Annotated in this window: 16 protein-coding genes; 8 read left to right on the plus strand and 8 right to left on the minus strand. The window is 66.7% G+C overall.

Annotation, left to right across the window (positions count from 1 at the left end; genetic code table 11):
- Nucleotides 1-3: 3 nt before the first annotated feature.
- Nucleotides 4-1,482 (minus strand): replicative DNA helicase, encoded by a 1,479-nt coding sequence (gene dnaB, locus AQJ67_RS24080; RefSeq protein WP_062721154.1) that lies wholly within the window; start codon nucleotides 1,480-1,482, stop codon nucleotides 4-6.
- Between the two features lie 459 nt (nucleotides 1,483-1,941).
- On the opposite strand from dnaB, the gene AQJ67_RS24085 reads away from it, so the two are divergent.
- The gene (locus AQJ67_RS24085; protein WP_062721155.1) at nucleotides 1,942-3,279 is read left to right on the plus strand and encodes an MATE family efflux transporter; all 1,338 of its coding nucleotides are present in this window, start codon (nucleotides 1,942-1,944) and stop codon (nucleotides 3,277-3,279) included.
- Nucleotides 3,280-3,453: 174 nt separating this feature from the next.
- Here the strand turns inward: AQJ67_RS24085 and rplI are convergent, their stop codons facing one another.
- The 4 genes from rplI to rpsF form a co-directional block, all read right to left on the minus strand.
- Complete coding sequence (gene rplI / locus AQJ67_RS24090) at nucleotides 3,454-3,900, minus strand: 50S ribosomal protein L9 (RefSeq protein ID WP_062721156.1); 447 nt, start codon at nucleotides 3,898-3,900, stop codon at nucleotides 3,454-3,456.
- An 18-nt stretch (nucleotides 3,901-3,918) separates the two neighbouring features.
- Entirely contained in the window at nucleotides 3,919-4,155 is a 237-nt protein-coding gene (gene rpsR / locus AQJ67_RS24095; protein ID WP_003949403.1) for a 30S ribosomal protein S18, read from the minus strand.
- A 57-nt stretch (nucleotides 4,156-4,212) separates the two neighbouring features.
- Nucleotides 4,213-4,809, minus strand: coding sequence for a single-stranded DNA-binding protein (locus AQJ67_RS24100; RefSeq protein WP_062721157.1), 597 nt, complete (start codon nucleotides 4,807-4,809; stop codon nucleotides 4,213-4,215).
- A gap of 81 nt (nucleotides 4,810-4,890) precedes the next feature.
- Nucleotides 4,891-5,181, minus strand: a complete 291-nt coding sequence (gene rpsF / locus AQJ67_RS24105; protein WP_010353482.1) for a 30S ribosomal protein S6 — start codon at nucleotides 5,179-5,181, stop codon at nucleotides 4,891-4,893.
- A 265-nt stretch (nucleotides 5,182-5,446) separates the two neighbouring features.
- Here rpsF and AQJ67_RS24110 point away from each other — a divergent pair, with 265 nt between their 5' ends.
- From AQJ67_RS24110 to AQJ67_RS24120, 3 genes are all read left to right on the plus strand, one after another.
- Nucleotides 5,447-5,758 carry a hypothetical protein gene (locus AQJ67_RS24110; RefSeq protein WP_062721158.1) on the plus strand — a complete coding sequence of 104 codons (312 nt, stop codon included), beginning with the start codon at nucleotides 5,447-5,449 and terminating at the stop codon, nucleotides 5,756-5,758.
- A 217-nt stretch (nucleotides 5,759-5,975) separates the two neighbouring features.
- Nucleotides 5,976-7,094, plus strand: a complete 1,119-nt coding sequence (gene femX / locus AQJ67_RS24115; RefSeq protein WP_062721159.1) for a peptidoglycan bridge formation glycyltransferase FemX — start codon at nucleotides 5,976-5,978, stop codon at nucleotides 7,092-7,094.
- Nucleotides 7,095-7,192: 98 nt separating this feature from the next.
- Complete coding sequence (locus tag AQJ67_RS24120; protein WP_062721160.1) at nucleotides 7,193-8,224, plus strand: alanine racemase; 1,032 nt, start codon at nucleotides 7,193-7,195, stop codon at nucleotides 8,222-8,224.
- A 91-nt stretch (nucleotides 8,225-8,315) separates the two neighbouring features.
- Here the strand turns inward: AQJ67_RS24120 and AQJ67_RS24125 are convergent, their stop codons facing one another.
- Both AQJ67_RS24125 and AQJ67_RS24130 read right to left on the minus strand, forming a co-directional pair.
- Nucleotides 8,316-9,818 carry a glycosyltransferase family 87 protein gene (locus tag AQJ67_RS24125; RefSeq protein ID WP_062721161.1) on the minus strand — a complete coding sequence of 501 codons (1,503 nt, stop codon included), beginning with the start codon at nucleotides 9,816-9,818 and terminating at the stop codon, nucleotides 8,316-8,318.
- A 199-nt stretch (nucleotides 9,819-10,017) separates the two neighbouring features.
- A complete protein-coding gene (locus AQJ67_RS24130; RefSeq protein ID WP_079056131.1) occupies nucleotides 10,018-12,648 on the minus strand; it encodes a transglycosylase domain-containing protein in 2,631 nt (876 codons plus the stop codon).
- Nucleotides 12,649-13,000: 352 nt separating this feature from the next.
- On the opposite strand from AQJ67_RS24130, the gene AQJ67_RS24135 reads away from it, so the two are divergent.
- The 4 genes from AQJ67_RS24135 to AQJ67_RS24150 all read left to right on the plus strand — a co-directional run bounded on the left by AQJ67_RS24135 (nucleotide 13,001) and on the right by AQJ67_RS24150 (nucleotide 16,819).
- Nucleotides 13,001-13,684 (plus strand): PadR family transcriptional regulator, encoded by a 684-nt coding sequence (locus AQJ67_RS24135; RefSeq protein WP_062721163.1) that lies wholly within the window; start codon nucleotides 13,001-13,003, stop codon nucleotides 13,682-13,684.
- Nucleotides 13,685-13,728: 44 nt separating this feature from the next.
- On the plus strand, nucleotides 13,729-14,811 hold the full coding sequence (locus AQJ67_RS24140; RefSeq protein ID WP_062721164.1) for an inositol-3-phosphate synthase: 1,083 nt from the start codon (nucleotides 13,729-13,731) through the stop codon (nucleotides 14,809-14,811).
- A gap of 98 nt (nucleotides 14,812-14,909) precedes the next feature.
- The gene (locus AQJ67_RS24145; RefSeq protein WP_062721165.1) at nucleotides 14,910-16,187 is read left to right on the plus strand and encodes an MFS transporter; all 1,278 of its coding nucleotides are present in this window, start codon (nucleotides 14,910-14,912) and stop codon (nucleotides 16,185-16,187) included.
- Between the two features lie 110 nt (nucleotides 16,188-16,297).
- Nucleotides 16,298-16,819 (plus strand): LppU/SCO3897 family protein, encoded by a 522-nt coding sequence (locus AQJ67_RS24150; RefSeq protein WP_062721166.1) that lies wholly within the window; start codon nucleotides 16,298-16,300, stop codon nucleotides 16,817-16,819.
- 102 nt (nucleotides 16,820-16,921) lie between these two features.
- Here the strand turns inward: AQJ67_RS24150 and AQJ67_RS24155 are convergent, their stop codons facing one another.
- Nucleotides 16,922-18,364 carry a CCA tRNA nucleotidyltransferase gene (locus tag AQJ67_RS24155; protein ID WP_062721167.1) on the minus strand — a complete coding sequence of 481 codons (1,443 nt, stop codon included), beginning with the start codon at nucleotides 18,362-18,364 and terminating at the stop codon, nucleotides 16,922-16,924.
- Nucleotides 18,365-18,621: the final 257 nt, after the last annotated feature.

The following is an 18,621-nucleotide window of genomic DNA, read 5'->3' on the forward strand; positions in this document are numbered from 1 at the left end:
GGATCAGGTCTGTGCCATGTCGACGAAACGCGAGTAGTGCCCTTGGAAGGCGACCGTGATCGTCGCCGTCGGACCGTTACGGTGCTTGCCCACGATGATGTCCGCCTCGCCCGCGCGCGGCGACTCCTTCTCGTAGGCGTCCTCACGGTGCAGCAGGATCACCATGTCGGCGTCCTGCTCGATGGAGCCGGACTCACGCAGGTCGGACACCATCGGCTTCTTGTCCGTACGCTGCTCGGGACCACGGTTGAGCTGCGAGAGCGCGATCACCGGGACCTCCAGCTCCTTGGCCAGCAGCTTGAGGTTACGGGACATGTCCGAGACCTCCTGCTGACGGCTCTCGGAACGCTTCGACCCACCGGCCTGCATCAGCTGCAGATAGTCGATGATCACGAGCTTGATGTCATTGCGCTGCTTCAGCCGACGGCACTTCGCCCGGATCTCCATCATCGACAGGTTCGGGGAGTCGTCGATGTAGAGAGGCGCCGCCGACACCTCAGGCATCCGACGCGCCAGGCGGGTCCAGTCTTCATCCGTCATGGTTCCGGAACGCATGTGGTGCAGGGCCACGCGCGCCTCGGCCGACAGCAGACGCATCGCGATCTCGTTGCGCCCCATTTCCAGGGAGAAGATGACGCTCGCCAGGTTGTGCTTGATCGACGCCGCCCGCGCGAAGTCCAGGGCGAGCGTGGACTTACCCATGGCCGGACGGGCCGCGATGACGATCATCTGTCCCGGGTGCAGTCCGTTGGTGAGCGAGTCGAGGTCCGTGAACCCGGTGGGCACACCCGTCATCTCGCCGGAGCGCGAGCCGATCGCCTCGATCTCGTCGAGCGCGCCCTCCATGATGTCGCCGAGCGGCAGATAGTCCTCGCTGGTGCGCTGCTCGGTGACCGCGTAGACCTCGGCCTGGGCGCGGTTGACGATCTCGTCGACGTCGTCGTCGGCCGCGTATCCCATCTGCGTGATGCGGGTGCCCGCCTCGACGAGGCGGCGCAGGACGGCCCGCTCGTGGACGATCTCCGCGTAGTACTCGGCGTTCGCCGCCGTCGGCACCGTCTGGACGAGCGTGTGAAGGTACGCGGCGCCGCCGACCTTGTTGATCTCGCCGCGCTTGGTGAGCTCGGCGGCGATGGTGATGGGGTCGGCGGGCTCACCCTTGGCATATACGTCGAGGATCGCCTGGAAGATCGTCTCGTGCGCGGGCTTGTAGAAGTCATGGCCCTTGATGACCTCGACGACATCGGCGATGGCGTCCTTGGACAGCAGCATGCCGCCGAGGACGGACTGCTCGGCGTCGAGATCCTGCGGCGGTACCCGCTCGAAGGCCGAACCTCCGCCGTCCCACTGACCGCTGTCCCGGCCGCGATCATGTTGCTCGTCGCGTCCACGGCCGCCGTCACCACGTCGGCGGGAGGCGGGCAGACGATCACTGGGACCGCTGTCGGCCCAGGGGTCGTCCAAGGGCTCGGAAATACTCACCGAGCCACCTCCTCCCGTCCGCCGAGCGGACCTCGCCGTGCCCCTCAGTTCTACGGCACGCCACTGACAAATAAGAGGCCCAGCTCCGGTCCTGGCACGTCGGTTTTGTGACGTTTTCCCGACCGACGGACGGAGTGGGCGCCGGACCACGGTAGGCCTGTCGGCACCGTCAGCCAATCTGGTTATCCACAGGCCATGTGGACGACGGCCCCGATGCTGTGGAGAACTCCACGAAACCTGTGCACGACACGGTGGACAGCCCTGTGAACAAGCCCCCAGAGGTTCGCACACAATGCTCCTGACCTGCTTGTTTACCGTCCACCGACTGTGCAGAAGAAAAACTTTCCCAGTCGGACCAAGATCTCTTCGAACGGTGCGCGCAAGCACACACCACAAGTGAGCAAGTAAGGGTCACTACTCCATTGCATCTCTTACCTGTGGACGATTAGATTGGTGGCCATGACACAGGCTCCCGCGACTCCCAAGGCCGCCCGGCGACAGCACGACCGAGAGATCGTCGCCCTGGCCGTTCCGGCCTTCGGCGCACTCGTCGCCGAGCCCCTGTTCGTCATGGCCGACAGCGCGATCGTCGGCCACCTCGGCACAGCACAACTCGCCGGACTCGGAGTCGCCTCAGCCCTCCTCATGACAGCCGTCAGCGTGTTCGTCTTCCTCGCCTACGCCACCACAGCGGCCGTTGCCCGCCGCGTAGGCGCCGGCGACCTCCAGGCCGCCATCCGCCAAGGCATGGACGGTATCTGGCTGGCCCTCCTTCTCGGCGCCGTCGTCGTCGCGGTCGTCCTCCCCATGGCACCGTTCATCGTGGAACTCTTCGGCGCCTCGGACACAGCGGCCCCGTACGCAACCACCTATCTACGGATCTCCGCCCTCGGTATCCCGGCCATGCTCGTCGTACTGGCTGCCACCGGCGTCCTGCGTGGACTGCAGGACACCAGGACTCCCCTCTATGTCGCCGGAGCGGGCTTCGTCGCCAATGCCGTCCTTAACGTAGGCCTTGTCTATGGCGTCGGCCTCGGCATCGCCGGATCCGCCTGGGGCACCGTCATCGCCCAGTGCGGCATGGCCGCGGTCTACCTCGTGGTCGTCGTCCGCGGCGCCCGCGAGCACGGTGCCTCCCTACGCCCCGACGCGGCAGGCATAAGGGCCTGTGCACAGGCCGGGGTGCCGCTGCTGGTCCGCACCCTCTCGCTGCGAGCGATTCTGATGATTGCCACGGCTGTCGCGGCCCGCCTCGGAGACGCCGACATCGCCGCGCACCAGATCATCCTGTCGTTGTGGAGCCTGCTCGCCTTCGCGTTGGACGCCATCGCCATCGCCGGACAGGCCATCATCGGCCGGTACCTCGGTGCCGGCGACGCCGAGGGCGCCCGAGCTGCCTGTCGCCGCATGGTGCAGTGGGGGATCGCAGCCGGCGTCGTACTCGGACTGCTCGTGGTGATCACCCGGCCACTCTTCCTGCCGTTGTTCACCAGCGACACGGTCGTCCAGGACACAGCCCTCCCTGCCCTGCTCATGGTGGCGCTCTCCCAACCGATCTGCGGCATCGTCTTCATCCTCGACGGCGTCCTCATGGGAGCAGGCGACGGACCGTACCTGGCGTGGGCCATGGTGATCACCCTGGCTGTGTTCATTCCAGTGGCTCTACTCGTCCCCATGACCGGCGGCGGCCTCACCGCAGTGTGGGCAGCCATGACGCTGATGATGACGGTGCGCATGCTGACCCTCTGGCTCCGCACCCGCTCGGGCCGCTGGATCGTCACGGGTGCGACGCGCTGAATGTTTCACGTGAAACACGCGGTTTCACGTGAAACGGACTTGCCGCGATCAGCTGCCCGCGCCTCGAAACCGTCTGCTCGCACCAGGAAGACGCTGCCGCTGGCCGCACAGAGGAGGGGCCGTACCCCAACGGGTACGGCCCCTCCTCTCAGCTGTCCAAGCCGAGCGCGGCAATCAGGCCGCGATGACCTCGATGTTGACCTTGGCGGCAACCTCGGGGTGCAGACGCACGGACGTCTCGTGAGCGCCCAGGGTCTTGATCGGCGCACCGAGCTCGATGCGGCGCTTGTCGACCTCGGGACCACCGGCGGCCTTGATCGCGGAAGCGACGTCAGCCGGGGTGACGGAGCCGAAGAGACGACCGGCGTCGCCGGAGCGGACGGCCAGACGAACCTTGACCGCCTCGAGCTGGCCCTTGATCTGGTTGGCCTGCTCGATGGTCTGGATCTCGTGGATCTTGCGAGCACGACGGATCTGCTCGACGTCCTTCTCGCCACCCTTGGTCCAGCGGATAGCGAACTTCCGCGGGATCAGGTAGTTGCGAGCGTAACCGTCCTTGACGTCGACGACGTCGCCCGCGGCGCCGAGGCCAGAGACCTCGTGGGTGAGGATGATCTTCATTGGTCGGTCACCCTTCCCTTATCGCGCGGTGGAGGTGTAGGGCAGCAGCGCCATCTCACGGCTGTTCTTGACGGCCGTGGCGACGTCACGCTGGTGCTGCGTGCAGTTGCCGGTCACGCGGCGGGCACGGATCTTGCCGCGGTCGGAAATGAACTTCCGCAGCATGTTCGTGTCCTTGTAGTCCACGTACGTGACCTTGTCCTTGCAGAAAGCGCAGACCTTCTTCTTCGGCTTGCGCACAGGCGGCTTCGCCATGATGTTTCTCCTGTGTGATCAAGAAGTGTGGGTACGACCCACCCTCGGCCCGAGGGCCTAGAAGGGGGGCTCGTCCGAGTAGCCGCCGCCCTGCTGACCGCCGCCGGAGTTTCCACCCCAGCCGCCGCCACCGCCGCCGCCCTGCTGGCCACCGGCGGGAGCACCGGTCGCCCACGGGTCGTCGGCGGGAGCTCCGCCGCCCTGCTGACCGCCGCCGGAGTTTCCACCCCAGCCGCCGCCACCCTGGCCGCCACCGCCGCCGTAACCACCCTGGCCACCGCGAGCGCCACCGGAAGTCTTGGTGACCTTGGCAGTGGCGTTACGCAGGCTGGCGCCGACTTCCTCGACGTCCAGCTCGTAGACCGTGCGCTTGACGCCCTCGCGGTCCTCGTAGGACCGCTGCTTCAGCCGGCCCTGCACGATGACGCGCATGCCTCGCTGGAGCGACTCGGCGACGTTCTCCGCCGCCTGACGCCAGACCGAGCAGGTCAGGAACAGGCTCTCGCCGTCCTTCCACTCGTTCGTCTGGCGGTCGAAGGTGCGGGGGGTGGACGCGACACGGAACTTCGCGACCGCCGCACCGGACGGGGTGAAGCGCAGCTCGGGGTCGTCGACAAGATTGCCGACGACCGTGATGACGGTCTCGCCTGCCATGGGGGAACCTCTCGGCGGGTTTGCTGCTCTGGCTGCTTGGTTGCTGCTACTCGAATCCCGAGTTCAGCTGAGCGGGAAGGCTCAGTGGGTCTCGGGGCGGAGGACCTTGGTCCGGAGGACCGACTCGTTCAGGTTCATCTGGCGGTCGAGCTCCTTGACGATCGCGGGCTCAGCCTGCAGATCGATGACCGAGTAGATGCCCTCAGGCTTCTTCTTGATCTCGTACGAGAGACGACGACGGCCCCAGGTGTCGACCTTCTCGACCTTTCCGTTGCCCTCACGGACGACGGAGAGGAAGTTCTCGATCAGGGGGGCGACAGCGCGCTCCTCCAGATCGGGGTCGAGGATGACCATCACCTCGTAGTGACGCATGTGGAACCCACCTCCTTTGGACTCAGCGGCCACGGTCGTTCCGTGGCAGGAGGGTTGTGATGCGTACGCAACGGTATCGGCCGCCACTGACAATCGGGGGTGACCTCACGGTTGCCCCCGAGCTGGCCCGGGCAGACACCGCTGCAGACGCTACACAGTACCCGCACACCGGCTTCCGGTTGAAATCCGGCCGCCGGCGGCCACAATCTGTACACATCGGGTGTGTATGGCGCTACGATGCGCCGCCTTCCGCAGGAGGTGCCCTATGGCACAGGCATTGCGACCCAACACCGTCGGAGGCCTTTTCGCCACGGACGGAAAGCCCCACCCTCTCCAAGACACCCTGCTCGTGGTGACCCTGGTGCTGGGCATCACGGCCTTCGTCACGGCGATGTTCCACAACCTGCACCTGCTCAGCTCCTGGACCGGCCTGGTGGGAATCCTCACCGGCGCGTACGGGCAGTGGATCTCGGAGACGACCCGCGAGCGCTTCGGACTGATCATCGGTCTCGGTGCCTCGGCGGTCGGCTTCTTCCTCGGCATGGCGCACGGCGGCCTCTTCGGCGGGGTCTTCTGACGCCAGGGGCACTGTCCTCCCCGCACCGGTCACGGAGACCGCCCTCCGAACACCGGTAGAACCCCGCATAGCGCACCTTCGAACGCCTCGGCGGCCACCAGGCCGGGGCGAAGCTTCCGTACGCCCAGTCGGGGCGCTCGCCAGGCGCAGTAGGCTTCGGCGCGAGAGCCGGAGCCCCTGTACCCATGGGGACACACCAGCCCGAGGAGCGCCCCGAATGAGCCTGACCCTGAGGACGATCAGTCGCGAGCAGCATCTGGCGTACATCCAGAGCCTGCCGTCGGCGAGCCACATGCAGGTCCCGGCCTGGGCGGACGTCAAGGCTGAGTGGCGCTCGGAGAGCCTCGGCTGGTTCGACAAGAGCGGCGAACTCGTCGGTGCCGGACTCGTCCTCTACCGGCAGCTGCCCAAGATCAAGCGCTACCTCGCTTATCTGCCCGAGGGTCCGGTCATCAACTGGTTCGCGCCGAATCTGACGGAGTGGCTGGAACCGATGCTGGCGCACCTGAAGCAGCAGGGCGCCTTCTCCGTGAAGATGGGCCCACCGGTGATCATCCGGCGCTGGGAGGCGGGCTCCATCAAGCAGGGAATCCAGAACCCGGACGTGAAGCGGCTGCGCGACATCGAGGCCGACTTCATCGAGCCGCGCGCCTTCGAGGTCGCCGACAAGCTGCGCCGTATGGGCTGGCAGCAGGGCGAGGACGGCGGGGCCGGCTTCGGCGACGTACAGCCCCGCTACGTCTACCAGGTGCCGCTGGCCAACCGGTCTCTGGAAGAGGTCCACAAGAACTTCAACCAGCTGTGGCGACGCAACATCAAGAAGGCGGAGAAGGCCGGCGTCGAGGTCGTCCAGGGCGGCTACCAGGACCTGGAGGAGTGGCAGCGGCTGTACGAGATCACGGCTGTGCGCGACCATTTCCGGCCGCGTCCGCTGTCGTACTTCCAGCGCATGTGGACGGCCCTGAACACTGAGGACCCCAACCGTATGCGGCTGTACTTCGCCCGCCACAACGGTGTGAACCTGTCGGCGGCGACGATGCTGATCGTCGGCGGACACGTCTGGTACTCCTACGGAGCCTCCGACAACATCGGCCGTGAGGTCCGGCCCTCGAACGCGATGCAGTGGCGGATGTTGCGCGATGCCTACGCGCTCGGCGCCACCGTCTACGACCTGCGCGGCATCTCCGACTCGCTGGACGAGACCGACCACCTCTTCGGCCTGATCCAGTTCAAGGTGGGCACGGGCGGGCAGGCCGCCGAGTACCTCGGTGAGTGGGACTTCCCGCTGAACAAGCTGCTCCACAAGGCGCTCGACATCTACATGTCGCGTCGCTGACCTCGCGGTCTCTACTTCGATACCGTCAACAGCTGCACCGTCGATAGCTTCCATACCTCTGATACACCGCAGCCCCGAGAAAGGTTCCAGGTCCGGCCATGGCGCTCACGCTCTACGTCGACACCGCGCGCTGGCGGGCGCACCACAAGCACGTGCAGGAGCAGTTCCCGGGACTCGTCCCGGTCTGCAAGGGCAACGGCTACGGGTTCGGGCACGAGCGGCTGGCGGAAGAGGCCACGCGCCTGGGTTCCGACGTCCTCGCCGTCGGAACGACGTACGAGGCCGCGCGCATCAAGGACTGGTTCGGTGGTGACCTGCTGGTGCTGACGCCGTACCGGCGCGGCGAGGAGCCGGTACCGCTGCCCGACCGGGTCATCCGCTCGGTGTCGTCCGTGGACGGCGTGTACGGCCTCGTAGGCGCCCGCGTGGTCATCGAGGTGATGTCCTCGATGAAGCGGCACGGCGTGAGCGAGCACGATCTGCCGCAGCTGCACGCCGCCATAGAGAATGTCCGGCTCGAGGGCTTCGCCATCCACCTGCCGCTGGACCGCACCGACGGCTCGGACGCCGTCGAGGAGGTCATCGGCTGGATGGACCGCCTGCGTGCGGCCCGGCTGCCGCTGCACACGATGTTCGTCAGCCACCTCAAAGCCGAGGAACTCGCCCGTCTGCAACAGCAGTTCCCGCAGACCCGCTTCCGGGCCCGCATCGGCACCCGGCTGTGGCTCGGCGACCACGAGGCCACCGAGTACCGCGGCGCGGTCCTGGACGTCACGCGCGTCTCCAAGGGCGACCGCTTCGGCTACCGGCAGCAGAAGACGGCCTCCGACGGCTTCCTGGTGGTCGTGGCGGGCGGTACGTCGCACGGGGTGGGCCTGGAGGCCCCCAAGGCCCTGCACGGCGTCATGCCGCGCGCCAAGGGCGTCGCCCGGGCCGGCCTCGCCACGGTCAACCGGAACCTTTCTCCCTTCGTGTGGGGCGGCAAGCAGCGCTGGTTCGCCGAGCCGCCGCACATGCAAGTGTCCATCCTGTTCGTCCCTGCGGACGCCCCCGAGCCGAAGGTCGGCGACGAGCTGGTCGCCCATCTGCGGCACACCACCACGCAGTTCGACAGGATCGTCGACCGCTGAGCAACCTGCTCGACAGCGCCCTAACAGCGAAAGGCCGTACACGGAACTCCTCCGTGTACGGCCATTTGTTTGCGCCACCTTGCCTGTTCGCTCAGAGCGAACCTTCGGTCGCCTTCCCCGGACTGCCCCACTCCACATACGGGCCGTCGAAGTGGGCCGCGTGCCGTGGCGGATGGGCCGCGGGCCCGAACACGAACACGTCCTCCGCCTCGTCGAGCACCCCGCCCGACGGGTCGTCCTCGCCGGCCCGGCGCACCGGATCGCGGTCCGGCATGAGGATGTCCCGTACGACGATGGCGCACAGGTACAGCGTCCCCAGCAGGTGCACGCCGATGGCCCAGTGGTAGCCGTCGGGCGGCAGCCCCTTGTGGGCGTCCCCGCTGGTTGTGTACGCGAGGTAGAGCCAGATCCCGAGGAAATAGGCAACCTCGCACGCCTGCCAGATGAGGAAGTCCCGCCACCTCGGCCGGGCCAGCGCGGCCAGCGGCACCAGCCACAGGACGTACTGCGGCGAGTAGACCTTGTTGGTGAGGATGAACGCCGCGACGATCAGGAAGGCCAGCTGGGCGAACCGCGGACGTCGCGGCGCGGTGAGCGTGAGCGCGGCGACGCCGGCACAGCACAGCAGCATCAGCAGCGTGGCAAGCGTGTTGACCGTCTCTGTGCTGAGCGGGTCGGTGGAGTTCTGGGCCAAGATCAACCAGAAGGATCCGAAGTCGACGCCCCGTTCCTGACTGAACCGGTAGAACTGCGACCACCCGTCCCAGGCGAGCAGCATCACCGGCAGGTTCACGACCAGCCAGGCGACTACGGTGCCGCCAAGCGCCTTCCCGAAGTCCCGCCACTTGCCCACACGCCAGCACAGAACGAGCAGCGGCCCGAGCAGGAAGACCGGGTAGAGCTTCGCGGCCGTGGCGAGCCCCAGCAGGATGCCGAAGGCGAGGGCGCGGCCGCGTGACCACATCAGCATCGCTGCGGCCGTCAGGGCGACGGCCAGCAGGTCCCAGTTAATGGTCGCGGTCAGCGCGAAGGCGGGCGCCAGAGCGACCAGCAGCCCGTCCCAGGGGCGCCGGGTGTGCGTGCGGCTCACACAGACGGCGATAACGGCCGCGCACGCCATCAGCATTCCGGCGTTGACCATCCAGTACCACTGCTCCTGGTGCTGGATGGTGCCGCTCCCGGTCGTGAGCCAGGAGGCGACCTCCATGAACACGCCGGTCAGCACCGGGTACTCGAGGTACTCCATGTCGCCGGGGAGCTTGTCGAAGTACGGCACGAGCCCGTCGGCGAAGCCACGCCCCTGATAGAGGTGCGGGATGTCCGAGTAGCAGGCATGTGTGTACTGCGAGCTGGCGCCGAAGAACCAGGCGCCGTTGTAGCAGGGCGCCTTCTGGACCAGGCCGAGGGCGAACATACCGATCGCCACGAGCGCGATGATCCGCACGGGAGTCCACCAGGACGTCCCGAGCAGGGCACGCCGGCCGATGGGGCCGCCGATCAGCTCACTCCCGTTGGCGGCGACCTCGTCCTCCGCGGTCGGCCGCACCGGGTCGGGCTCGTGCACGCTCGTGGGCGTCGTCTCTGCACTGGGCATGGGGCACATCCTGCCGTACCTGTCTGAGAACGGGGCGAGGACGCTGGGCCCGCGGCGGCTGAGTGTTTCACGTGAAACCGACGTTTCACGTGAAACAGGCCGCCATGCGATGGGCCGTAGAGGCGACAAAGGCCGGTGGCCGGCACCCACCTCCATGGGTACCGGCCACCGGCCTTCTGCCTCGCGTTCGGCTGTCGATCTAGCCTGACGACCCGCCGAAGATGCCTCCGTTGCCGTTGGCATTACCTCCGGAGTTGTCCGTCTCCGTCTCCGTGGGTGTCGGTGACGTCGTCGTGCCTCCGTCTGAGCCGCCGTTCTGTCCGCCGTTGGCGTTGTTGCACTGCCAGTCGAACTCTCCGCAGGTCTCGGTCGGCGACGGCGACGGCGAAGTGAGCGACTCGGAGGGCGTCGGCGTCGGGCTCGGGCTCTCTTCCTCGGTCTCCGTGGGAGTGGGAATCGCGCTCGGTGTCGGGGTGTCGTTGATGATTTCACCGATGGGCTCGGCCTCGGGGAAGGGCTCAGGCGTGTCCCAGCTCTTCATGGCCTCGACCATGTAGTCCTTCCAGACCTGCGCCGGGATGTCACCACCGTGGATGGACGGCACGCCACCGGTGCCGTTCATGGACAGCAGCTTGCCCTTGGCGGGGTCCGTGCGGAACAGCGTCACTGCCGTGGACAGTTCCCTGGTGTAGCCGACGAACCACGCCGACTTGTTCTCGTCGGTCGTACCCGTCTTGCCGGCCACCGGGAACCCGATGTCCGCGACCTTCTTGCCGGTGCCGTTCTTGACGACGTTCTCCAGGACGTCCGTCACGTTGTTCGCGACGTTCGGCTCCATGGCGTCTTCCCCCTCCGGCTTCTCGAACCCGGGGAGCTCCCTGCCATCCTTGATCACCTTGGTGACGGAGAACGGTTCAAAGTGTTTGCCGTCGTTGGCGAAGGCGCCGTACGCGTCTGCCATACGAATGGCGCTGGGCGTCGATGTACCGAGCGAGAACGACACGTTCCTGAGGTTGGCCTTGTCGAAAAAGGCCGACGAGATGCCCATCTCCTTGGCCATCAGCTGGGTCCTGGACAGCCCGACGTCGATACCCAGCTGAGCGAACGGGCTGTTGATCGACTGCTCCATGGCCTTCCTGAGCGTCACATCACCCCAGGCCGTGGTGCCCTCGTTCTTCTGACGGAACGGCTTTCCGTTGTCGCCCATGATCGGGTCGCCGTTCTGGTCCTTGATCTCGAGGAGGTCGTTGCCGTTGTACTTGGCCAACGGCGAGAGCGGCTTTCCGTTGGTCTGGTACGTCCCGTACTTCATCGCGGCAGCCAGCACGATGGGCTTCCAGGTCGATCCGACCGGCACACCCAGAGTGTTGGCGTTGTTGGAGTAGTGCCCCTTGTTGTAGCCCGCGCCGCCGTACAGCGCGACGATCGCCCCGGTCTTGGGGTCGACCGACGCACCGCCGAACTGGACGTACTTGTCCTTCTCGCGCTTCTTGGGGTCGAGGAAGCTCTTCTCCGTCTTCTCGACGGCCGCCGCCAGCTCGTTGACCTTCTGCTTGTCGAAGGTCGTGTAGATCCGGTAGCCGCCCTTCTCCAGGTCCTCGGGGGACAGGTTCGCCTTCTTGGCGACGTACTCCTTGGCGATGTCGATGAGATAACCGGACTGACCGGACAGATTTGAGGTCTGCTTCTTCAAGGTGGGGAAGGCGCCGACCTTGGCACGCTCCGCCGGAGTCATTCGTTCGACCTCGACCATGCGGTCCAGGATCCACGACCAGCGTTCCTTGGCCCGCTTCGTGTTGGCCTTCTCCGTGGCGTTGGCTCCCACACCGCCGTCAGGGTTGTAGAAGTTCGGGCCCTTCAGTACGGCAGCGAGGAAGGCGCACTGGGAGGGGGTGAGCTTCTCGGCGTCCACGCCGAAGTACGCCTGGGCCGCCGCCTGGATGCCATAGGCGTTACGCCCGTAGTAGGCGGTGTTCAGGTAGCCCGCGAGGATGTCGTCCTTGGACATCTTCTGGCCCACCTTGATGGAGATGAACAGTTCCTTGAACTTGCGGGAGAGCGTCTGTTCCTGGCTCAGGTAAGTGTTCTTCACGAACTGCTGGGTGATGGTCGAGCCACCCTGCGTTTCGCCGCCCCTCGCCATGTTGAGGAGGGCTCGCCCGATACCCGCGGGGTCAATGCCGTTGTCCTCGTAGAAGGACGCGTTCTCGGCGGAGACCACCGCGTCCTTCATGGCCTTCGGGATCTCCGAGTTACTCACGAGCTGACGGTTGGTCTGCCCACCGGTCGACGCCATCTGCTTGTTGTTGGACCAGTAGAAGACGTTGTTCTGGGCCAGGGCCGTGTCCTGCTGCTTCGGGATGCCCACCATGGCGTACCCGATGCCCGCCGCAGCGACCAGACCGCCCATGAAGGCGAGGAACGTACCCGTGACAAGCCGCCACGACGGCACCCAGCGCGCCGCTCCGTACTTGCCCGCGCGGGGATAGTCGATGAACCGCTTCTTGGCAGGCGGGGCCGAACGCCCTCTGCCGCGTCCGGGGCCGCCCGGACCGCCGGGAGCGGCACGGCGGCCGCCCCGGGCCGGTTCGGCCGCTCTACGGCGGCTGCCTGCGCCTCTCTGGGCAGCGCGCCGTGCCTCGGCGCGTCCGCCGTACGGACGTTCCTCGCCTTCCGAACCGCTGGGACCCGACCCGTACGAGTCGGAAGGAGATCCGGTGGCGCCTCGCGGTGCCGCTCGGCGGCCGGAGGACGAGCCGGCCTGGCCGCGTCGGGCCGCGGCACGTCCGCCTCCCTGCGGGTGCGGCGGTTTGCGACGGTGCTCGCTCATCGAACGACTACTCCTCGGGCAGGCGCACCCCTGCGCGCCTGACAACGGCGGCTGTTTTCCGGTCCCCCCGAAGTACGGATGCGGTCGGTTCCGCATTCACCCGTACTGCACCAAGGACAACGACGCCCTCAGGCTTCACTCGGTTCCCGGTGCTGTGCATGGCGCACAGACTACGCACCGTCAAAGCCCACCTAGTCCCGAACTTCACCCCAAATCGGGCAACTCGCTCCACATGAATCGTTGATGTGATCCCGTTCACCGTTCCCCCACTTGTCGCGCCCGGAAGGCCGTTCTATCGTCTTGATGTATCGAGTCGATACATCAGCGCGAGATATGACGAGGAGGCGAGGGGATGAGCCGACGTTCCGGCATCCTCGAGTTCGCCGTACTCGGACTGCTCCGCGAATCCCCGATGCACGGCTATGAGCTGCGCAAACGACTCAATACGTCGCTGGGCGTGTTCCGTGCGTTCAGCTACGGCACGCTCTACCCCTGCCTCAAGACGCTGGTCGCCAACGGCTGGTTGATCGAGGAACCGGGGAGCACCGCCGAGGACGCCCTCGCCGCACCACTCGCGGGGCGTCGCGCCAAGATCGTCTACCGGTTGACGGCGGAAGGTAAGGAACACTTCGAGGAACTGCTCTCGCAGACCGGCCCCGACGCGTACGAGGACGAGCACTTCGCTGCCCGATTTGCCTTCTTCGGACGCACACCACAGGACGTGCGCATGCGCGTGCTGGAGGGCCGCCGCAGCCGGCTGGAGGAGCGCCTGGAAAAGATGAGCGCCTCTCTCGCCCGCACGCGGGAGCGCCTCGACGACTACACGCTTGAGCTCCAGCGCCACGGGATGGAGTCCGTGGAGCGCGAAGTGCGCTGGCTGAACGAGCTCATCGAGAGCGAGCGAGCCGGGCGGGACCTGAAGGGTTCCGCTTCCGGGGGGGCCGCTCAGCAGGACACCACATCTGGAGAGCCGGGCGATCTGCCCCGTCCCGGGGGTACCCCCGGGACGGATTCGCCCGGCGACACCGCCACGTGAGAGCCCACTCAGGGCCTCACTCGTACACACAGGGAGCAACCGGAATGGGTTCGGTTCGCGTAGCCGTCGTCGGCGTCGGCAACTGCGCCGCGTCGCTGGTTCAGGGAGTCGAGTACTACAAGGACGCCGACCCGGCGTCCAAGGTCCCCGGTCTGATGCACGTGCAGTTCGGCGACTACCACGTCCGTGACGTCGAGTTCGTCGCCGCCTTCGACGTCGACGCGAAGAAGGTCGGTCTCGACCTCGCGGACGCGATCGGCGCCAGCGAGAACAACACCATCAAGATCTGCGACGTGCCGAGCACCGGTGTGACCGTCCAGCGCGGCCACACCCTCGACGGCCTCGGCAAGTACTACCGCGAGACCATCGAGGAGTCCGCCGAGGCCCCGGTCGACGTCGTCCAGACCCTCAAGGACAAGCAGGTCGACGTCCTCGTCTGCTACCTGCCCGTGGGCTCCGAGGACGCGGCGAAGTTCTACGCCCAGTGCGCGATCGACGCCAAGGTCGCCTTCGTCAACGCCCTGCCGGTCTTCATCGCCGGTACGAAGGAGTGGGCGGACAAGTTCACCGAGGCGGGCGTCCCGATCGTCGGCGACGACATTAAGTCCCAGGTCGGCGCGACCATCACGCACCGCGTCATGGCGAAGCTGTTCGAGGACCGCGGCGTCGTCCTGGACCGCACGATGCAGCTGAACGTCGGCGGCAACATGGACTTCAAGAACATGCTCGAGCGTGACCGCCTCGAGTCCAAGAAGATCTCCAAGACGCAGGCCGTCACCTCGCAGATCCCCGACCGTGAGCTCGGCGAGAAGAACGTCCACATCGGCCCGTCCGACTACGTCGCCTGGCTCGACGACCGCAAGTGGGCCTACGTCCGCCTCGAGGGCCGCGCCTTCGGTGACGTCCCGCTGAACCTGGAGTACAAGCTCGAGGTCTGGGACTCCCCGAACTCCGCCGGCGTCATCATCGACGCCCTGCGCGCCGCGAAGATCGCCAAGGACCGCGGCATCGGCGGCCCGATCCTTTCCGCCTCCTCGTACTTCATGAAGTCCCCGCCGGTCCAGTACTTCGACGACCAGGCCCGCGAGAACGTCGAGAAGTTCATCAAGGGTGAGGTCGAGCGCTAAGGCTCCTCAGCGCCGCACTAGAACGCTCCTGCCAGAGCTGCCGAGGGTCCCCGGGTTGTACCGCCCGGGGACCCTCCCCGTATGTGAGGCTGTGCCCCATGTCCGTCGTACGCGACCTGCGGGTCCTGCTGCGCTTCCGGAACTTCCGGCGCCTGCTCGTCGTACGTCTGCTCTCGCAGGGCGCCGACGGCGTCTACCAGACCGCACTCGCCACGTACGTCGTCTTCTCCCCGGAGAAACAGACCTCGGCCGCCTCGATCGCCTCCGCGATGGCGGTACTGCTCCTGCCGTACTCCCTGGTGGGCCCGTTCTCCGGCGTTCTCCTGGACCGCTGGCGCCGCCGCCAGGTCCTGCTCTACGGCAGCCTGCTGCGCACGGCACTGGCCTCGGCGACGGCCGCTCTGATCATTACCGGGGCCCCCGACTGGCTCTTCTATGTCTCCGCCCTGTGTGTCACCGCCGTCAACCGCTTCGTCCTGTCCGGCCTGTCCGCCGCACTGCCGCGCGTGGTCGACGAAGACCGGCTCGTCATCGCCAACTCCCTGTCCCCGACCGCCGGGACGCTCGCGGCGACCGCGGGTGCCGGCCTGGCCTTCGTCGTACGGCTGGTGGCGTGGGACTCCGACGCGGCCGTGGTGCTTCTGGGGGCCGCGCTGTACCTGTGCGCGGGACTGGCGTCACTGCGCATGTCCCGGGAACTGCTGGGGCCCGACCAAGAGTTGGTGCAGCAGCAACTCGCGACGGCCATCTCCGGCACGGCGCGCGACCTGGTGGCGGGGGTACGCCATCTCGCCACACCGCCGCGGCGGGAGGCCGTCTGGGCGCTGTTCACGATGACCCTGATGCGCTTCTGCTACGGCGCCCTGCTGGTCATGCTGCTGATGCTCTGCCGGTACGCCTTCTCCTCGAACGCCGACGACGGACTCGCCTTGCTGGGGCTGGCGTTGGCCATTTCTGCCGCCGGCTTCTTCGCGGCGGCCGTGGCGACTCCTTGGGCTGCGGGGCGACTGGGCGCAGGCCTCTGGATCGCCGTATGCGCGGGGACCGCAGCGATCCTTGTGCCCGCGCTCGGTCTCCCGTTCACCCCAACTCCCATGCTGGCGGCGGCATTCGTCCTGGGCCTGACGACGCAGGGAGCGAAGATCTCCACTGACACGATCGTGCAGGCCTCGGTCGAGGACGGATTCCGTGGCCGGATTTTCTCCGTGTACGACGTGCTGTTCAACGTCTCCTTCGTCGGAGCGGCAGGCGTCGCCGCGCTGATGCTGCCGCCGGACGGACGCTCGGTGCCGCTCGTGGTCACTGTCGCCGTTATCTACGCGGCAGTTGCTGCGGCTATGGCCCGCTTTGAACGCCAGCCTGTGTCACATCAATGACACAGAGCCACTCCCGGCCGCTCCGGTGTCAGTGGGGCCCGGTAACTTACGTGCGTCTTATTTCCGCGCTTAGTTCGCGCCACGCACCCATGTTCTAGGGGGACCCCCAAGTGACAACTCCGCCGCCCCAGGGTAATCCGTTCGCCCAGGGCCAGAACCCGTACGGCCAGCCGCAGGCCCAGGCACCGTACCCGCCCCAGGGCGGCTACCCGCAGCAGCCGGGCCAGCCCGGGTTCCCCCAACAGGGCGCGGCGCCTTATGCGCCGGTTCCGCCGCAGCAGCCGCGTCGCAAGGTCACCTTCAAGACGATCAAGAACGTTAGCGCCGTCGTGATCGTCGCCATCATGATGATCGTCGGCTACGTAATGAGTCAGGACGATGCCAAGAACGCTGCGGAAGGCGACTGCCTGAAGACCCCGTCCTCGTCGGTCTCGGATGACAAGCTGGAGGTTGTGGACTGCTCCTCCTCCGAGGCCGAGGTGAAGGTCCTCAAGAAGGTCAAGGGGCACTACACGCAGCTCACTGCTGAGGCCGAGTGCGGCAAGGTCGACGGTGCCACCAGCTTCTACACCGAGACGATGAAGACGGGCACGAGCGACGACGAGTTCCTGCTGTGCCTCAAGGACGTCTGATCTGATCTCTTCACTACTGAGGGCCGGTGTTTCACGTGAAACACCGGCCCTCAGTGCATCGCGGGGTCATGTTTCACGTGAAACATGACCCACTCCACAAGCTCAGCCCTGCTCGGCCCACCACTCCTTGAGCGCCGCCACGGCCTCGTCATGCACCATCGGCCCGTTCTCCAGCCGAAGCTCCAGCATGTGCTTGTAAGCCCGCCCGATCACCGGCCCAGGCCCCACGCCGAGGATCTCCATGATCTGGTTACCGTCGAGGTCGGGGCGGATGGAATCCAGTTCCTCCTGCTCCTGCAGCTGGGCGATCCGCTCCTCCAGGCCGTCGTAGGCACGGGACAGCGCGGCCGCCTTGCGCTTGTTCCGAGTGGTGCAGTCCGAGCGGGTCAGCTTGTGGAGACGGTCGAGGAGGGGGCCGGCGTCGCGGACATAGCGGCGAACCGCCGAGTCCGTCCACTCACCCGTGCCGTAGCCGTGGAAGCGCAGGTGAAGTTCGACCAGATGTGAGACGTCCCTCACCAGTTCGTTGGAGTACTTCAGGGCCGTCATGCGCTTCTTCGTCATCTTCGCGCCGACCACCTCGTGGTGGTGGAACGAGACCCGGCCGTCCTTCTCGAAGCGCCGCGTGCGCGGCTTGCCGATGTCGTGGAGCAGCGCCGACAGCCGGAGGGTCAGGTCGGGGCCGTTCTCCTCCAGCGCCATCGCCTGCTCCAGGACGATCAGCGTGTGCTCGTAGACGTCCTTGTGGCGGTGGTGCTCGTCGCTCTCCAGGCGCAGAGCCGGGAGCTCGGGCAGCACATGGTCGGCGAGCCCGGTGTCGACCAGCAGGGTCAGGCCCTTGCGAGGCTGGGCGGAGAGGATCAGCTTGTTCAGCTCGTCCCGCACCCGCTCCGCCGAGACGATCTCGATGCGGCCGGACATCTCCTTCATCGCGGTGACGACCTCGGGAGCCACCTCGAAGTCGAGCTGTGCCGCGAAGCGCGCCGCCCGCATCATGCGCAGCGGGTCGTCCGAGAAGGACTCCTCGGGAGTGCCCGGCGTGCGCAGCACACGCTCCGCGAGGTCCTCCAGGCCGCCGTGCGGGTCGATGAACTCCTTCGCCGGAAGCGCCACGGCCATCGCGTTCACCGTGAAGTCCCGACGGACGAGGTCCTCCTCGATCGAGTCGCCGTACGACACCTCGGGCTTGCGCGAGGTCCGGTCATACGCCTCCGAGCGGTAGGTGGTCACCTCGATCTGGTAGCCGTCCTTCTGTGCCCCGACCGTGCCGAAAGCGATACCGACCTCCCACACGGCGTCCGCCCACGGGCGCACGATCTTCAACACGTCCTCGGGACGAGCGTCGGTCGTGAAGTCCAGGTCGTTGCCGAGCCGGCCGAGCAGCGCGTCCCGGACCGACCCGCCGACCAGGGCGAGTGAGAACCCGGCCTCCTGGAAACGGCGGGCGAGGTCGTCGGCGACAGGGGCAACCCGCAGCAGTTCACTCACCGCGCGGTGCTGCGCCTGGCTCAGGGCGCTGGGCTTGTCTTCGTTGGCGTTCGGCACAACAGAAGAGGGTACGTGGCCGAGGCGACCGGGATCGCCTCCATTAAACGTGCACATTCGGTGGTGCGGACAGCTCCGGAGATACGCGCACAAGGTCTGCTCTTGCGACGTACGAAACTGCTCCCCTTTATAGGGGCACATACAGGACAGGACCGACGGCCCGAACCGATCTTGTGGATGAGACCGCGGCACTTCCTCTCAGCGCGCATCGTTACCATGCGTGGACGCACATTCCGACGACCACTGACGACGACGAG

This window comes from Streptomyces caeruleatus (genome assembly GCF_001514235.1).
GTDB classification, from domain to species: Bacteria; Actinomycetota; Actinomycetes; order Streptomycetales; family Streptomycetaceae; genus Streptomyces; species Streptomyces caeruleatus.